This is a genomic window from Methylobacterium trifolii (assembly GCF_022179685.1).
In the GTDB taxonomy this organism is placed as follows: domain Bacteria; phylum Pseudomonadota; class Alphaproteobacteria; order Rhizobiales; family Beijerinckiaceae; genus Methylobacterium; species Methylobacterium trifolii.
The window spans coordinates 1-3,145 of sequence record NZ_BPRB01000324.1; the positions used below are offsets into that span (position 1 = coordinate 1).

The following is a 3,145-nucleotide window of genomic DNA, read 5'->3' on the forward strand; positions in this document are numbered from 1 at the left end:
CGGGAGAGGGGAGCGGCCTCTCCGGATACGGCGCTCCCCTCTCCCGCCTGCTCCGCAGGCACCCTCCCCCATCCCAAGTCGGGCTTGCCCGACTCGGGCACTCAGGATGCAGATCTCGGGCAAGCCCGAGATCTGTTGGGGGGAGGGAAGGCGCGCGGCTCAGTACACGTCGGCCTGGTAGCGTCCGGCCTTCTTGAGGGCGCCGAGATAGGCCACGGCCTCGTCCGGGTTCTTGCCGCCGTGCTGGGCGGCCACGTCGATGATCGCCCGCTCCACGTCCTTGGCCATGCGCTTGGCGTCGCCGCAGACGTAGAAGTGGGCCCCCCCTTCGAGCCACTTCCAGAGGTCGGCGCCGGTCTCGCGCATGCGGTCCTGGACGTAGGTCTTCTCGGTGCCGTCGCGGGACCAGGCCAGCGACAGGCGGGTGAGCACCTTGTCGTCGCGCATCCCGGTCAGCTCCTCCTTGTAGAAGAAGTCGGAGGCCTGGCGCTGGTGGCCGTAGAACAGCCAGTTGCGGCCCGGCGCCCTGGTGGCGGCGCGCTCGCGCAGGAAGGCGCGGAACGGGGCGATGCCGGTGCCGGGCCCGCACATGATCACGTCGGTGGAGAGGTCGTCCGGCAGGGCGAACCCGTGCGCCTTCTGCAGGTAGATCTTGGCCTTGGTCTGCTCGGGCATGCGCTCGCCCAGATGCGTCGAGGCGACGCCCAGCCGCAGGCGGGAGCGGTGGTTGTAGCGCACCGCGTCCACCGTCAGCGAGACCTTGCCCACGTCCGCCTTGGGCGAAGACGAGATCGAGTACAAACGCGGTTGGAGTTCGTCCAGGGACTCCAAGAAGACCTCGGCGTCGGGGCGGGCGCCGGGGAACTTGTGGAGCGCGCCCAGCACGTCGAGATAGGCGGCGTCGCCGTCCGGGTCCTCGCCGGCCGACAGGGCCTGGGCCTTCTTGCGGGCCGCGCCGGAGGTGAGCAGGGACAGGAGCTGGTAGAGCCCGTCGGGGGCAGCCCCCAGGGAGTAGTCGGAGAGCAGGCGGTCGCGCAGGGTCTTGCCCCCGATCATCCGCTCGGGGCGCGCGCCGAGTTCGGCGATCACCGCGTCGGCCAGCGCCGGGGCGTTGGCGGGGAACAGGCCGAGGCTGTCGCCGACCACGTACTCGATCGGCGTGTCCCTCAGGTCGAACTCGACGTGCCAGGTCTCCTTCTCGCCGCCCGGCTCGTTGAGGCGGCGGCGGCCGAGGAACACGGCCTCGACGGGGTTCTCGCGGCAATAGCCCAGCGGCCCGAGTTCGACCGCCTTGGCCGGGGCCTCGCCATCGTCCGCCTTGGCCGGTGCGGCGCCTGCGCCGAACTCCTCGTCGAGCTTCTTCAGCATCCGGAGCGTCTCCTTGCCGCCGGGCTGGCAGAGGTTCAGGCGCTCCTCGTTCTTGAGGAAGATGGCGTTGGCGTAGTCGGCGCAGTTGTAGCCGCACTGGCCGCAATCCTGCTGGGCCATGGCCGCCATGAACTTCTGGGGCTCGGGCCGGGCCTTGGCCATCTCCATGCGCTCGGTGATGGGCAGCGACGGGTCGTGCCAGGGGGCGTCGTCGTTGTCGGCCAGCCGCGGCCCGCCGCCGGGCACCTCGCCGGGGGCGAGCGCGGTCGCGCCCTCGACGGCGGGGCCGAGGAGGGCCGCGAAGTAGCCCGAGAGCCAGGAGCGCTGGTCGGCGCTGAACGGGGCGGTCTCGGGGATCAGGACGAGGGGGGGCGTGACGTGCTGGGTCATGCGGCGGCCTTGAGGGCTGGCTGTTCTTCGGCGGCGTCCCGCAGAGCTTCGGGGCCGGTGCGCGCGGTGAAGGACTGGAAGCTTTCCTGCGGGCCCTCGCGGCGGGCGAGATAGGTGCGCAGCAACGCCTCGACCCGGCCCGGGCACTCCTCGGCCCTGACCGCCTTCCAGATCTCGGTGCCGATCTTCGGGGTCTCGGCAAAGCCCCCGCCGACGACGATGTCGTAGCCCTCGACGGTGTCGCCCTCCTCCGAGACGACGACCTTGGCCCCGATCAGGCCGATATCGCCGATGTAGTGCTGGGCGCAGGAATGGTGGCAGCCGGTGAGGTGCACGTTCACCGGCACGTCGAGGTCGCTCACCGTGGCCTCGATGTGGTCGGCGATGACGAGCGCGTGGCCCTTGGTGTCGGAGGCGGCGAACTTGCAGCCCTTGGCGCCGGTGCAGGCCACGAGCCCGGCCCGGATGCTGGAGGCCCGGATCGTCAGCCCGAGCGCCGCGACGCGGGCCTCGACTTCGGCCACCTTGGCGTCGGGCACGCCCGAGAGGACGAAGTTCTGCCAGACGGTGAGCCGGACCTGCCCGTCGCCGCACTCCCTCGCGATGTCGGCCAATGCGCGGACCTGGTCGGAGAGCATCTTGCCCACCGGCAGGACCACGCCGATCCAGTTGAGGCCGGGTTGGACCTGCCTGTGCACGCCGACATGGCTGAACCGGTCGGTGGGTTTGCGCGGGGCGACGTGGGCCGGGTCGACCCGGTCGAGCTTGCGGCCCAGCTTCTCCTCCACGGCGGCGAGGTACTTGTCGAAGCCCCAGGCGTCGAGGACGTACTTCATCCGGCTCTTGTTGCGGTTGGTCCGGTCGCCGTTCTCGATGAAGACGCGGATGATCGCGTCGGAGACCGCGTTGCAATCCTCGGGCTTGAGCACGATGCCGGTGTCGCGGGCGAGATCCCGGTGGCCGGAGATGCCGCCGAGCACCAGGCGCATCCACACGCCGGGCGCGACGGCTGCGCCGTCGCCTACCTCCACCGCCTGGAAGCCGATGTCGTTGGTCTCCTCCAGCACCGGCATGATGCCGCCGCCGTCGAAGGCCACGTTGAACTTGCGCGGCAGCCCGTAGAGGGAGCGGTCGTTGATGATGTGGTTGTGCCAGGAGCGCGCCAGGGGCCGCGTGTCGAGGAGTTCCTGCGCGTCGATGCCGGCGGTGGGCGAGCCGGTGACGTTGCGGATGTTGTCGGCGCCCGAGCCGCGGGCGGTGAGGCCGAGGTCGGTCAGCCCGTCGAGGAAGGGCTGGGCGTGCTCGGGCGCGATCTCGCGCACCTGGAGGTTGGCGCGCGTCGTGACGTGGACGTAACCGCCCCCGTGCGCGTCGGCGAGGTCGGCCA

The 3,145-nt window shown here is 71.0% G+C and carries 2 protein-coding genes; both read right to left on the bottom strand.

The window, feature by feature from the left end; genetic code table 11:
• Nucleotides 1–159: 159 nt before the first annotated feature.
• The gene (locus COGEMETH_RS23400) at nt 160–1,758 is read right to left on the bottom strand and encodes a sulfite reductase subunit alpha (RefSeq protein ID WP_238185080.1); all 1,599 of its coding nucleotides are present in this window, start codon (nt 1,756–1,758) and stop codon (nt 160–162) included.
• On the bottom strand, nt 1,755–3,145 hold a 1,391-nt coding region (locus COGEMETH_RS23405; protein WP_238185081.1), incomplete at its 5' end, for a NirA family protein. The genes COGEMETH_RS23405 and COGEMETH_RS23400, both read right to left, overlap by 4 nt.

Coding starts and splice junctions, on each gene's coding strand:
- COGEMETH_RS23400 (WP_238185080.1), bottom strand. CDS start 1,758: ATGACCCAGCACGTCACGCCCCCCCTCGTCCTGATCCCCGAGACCGCC.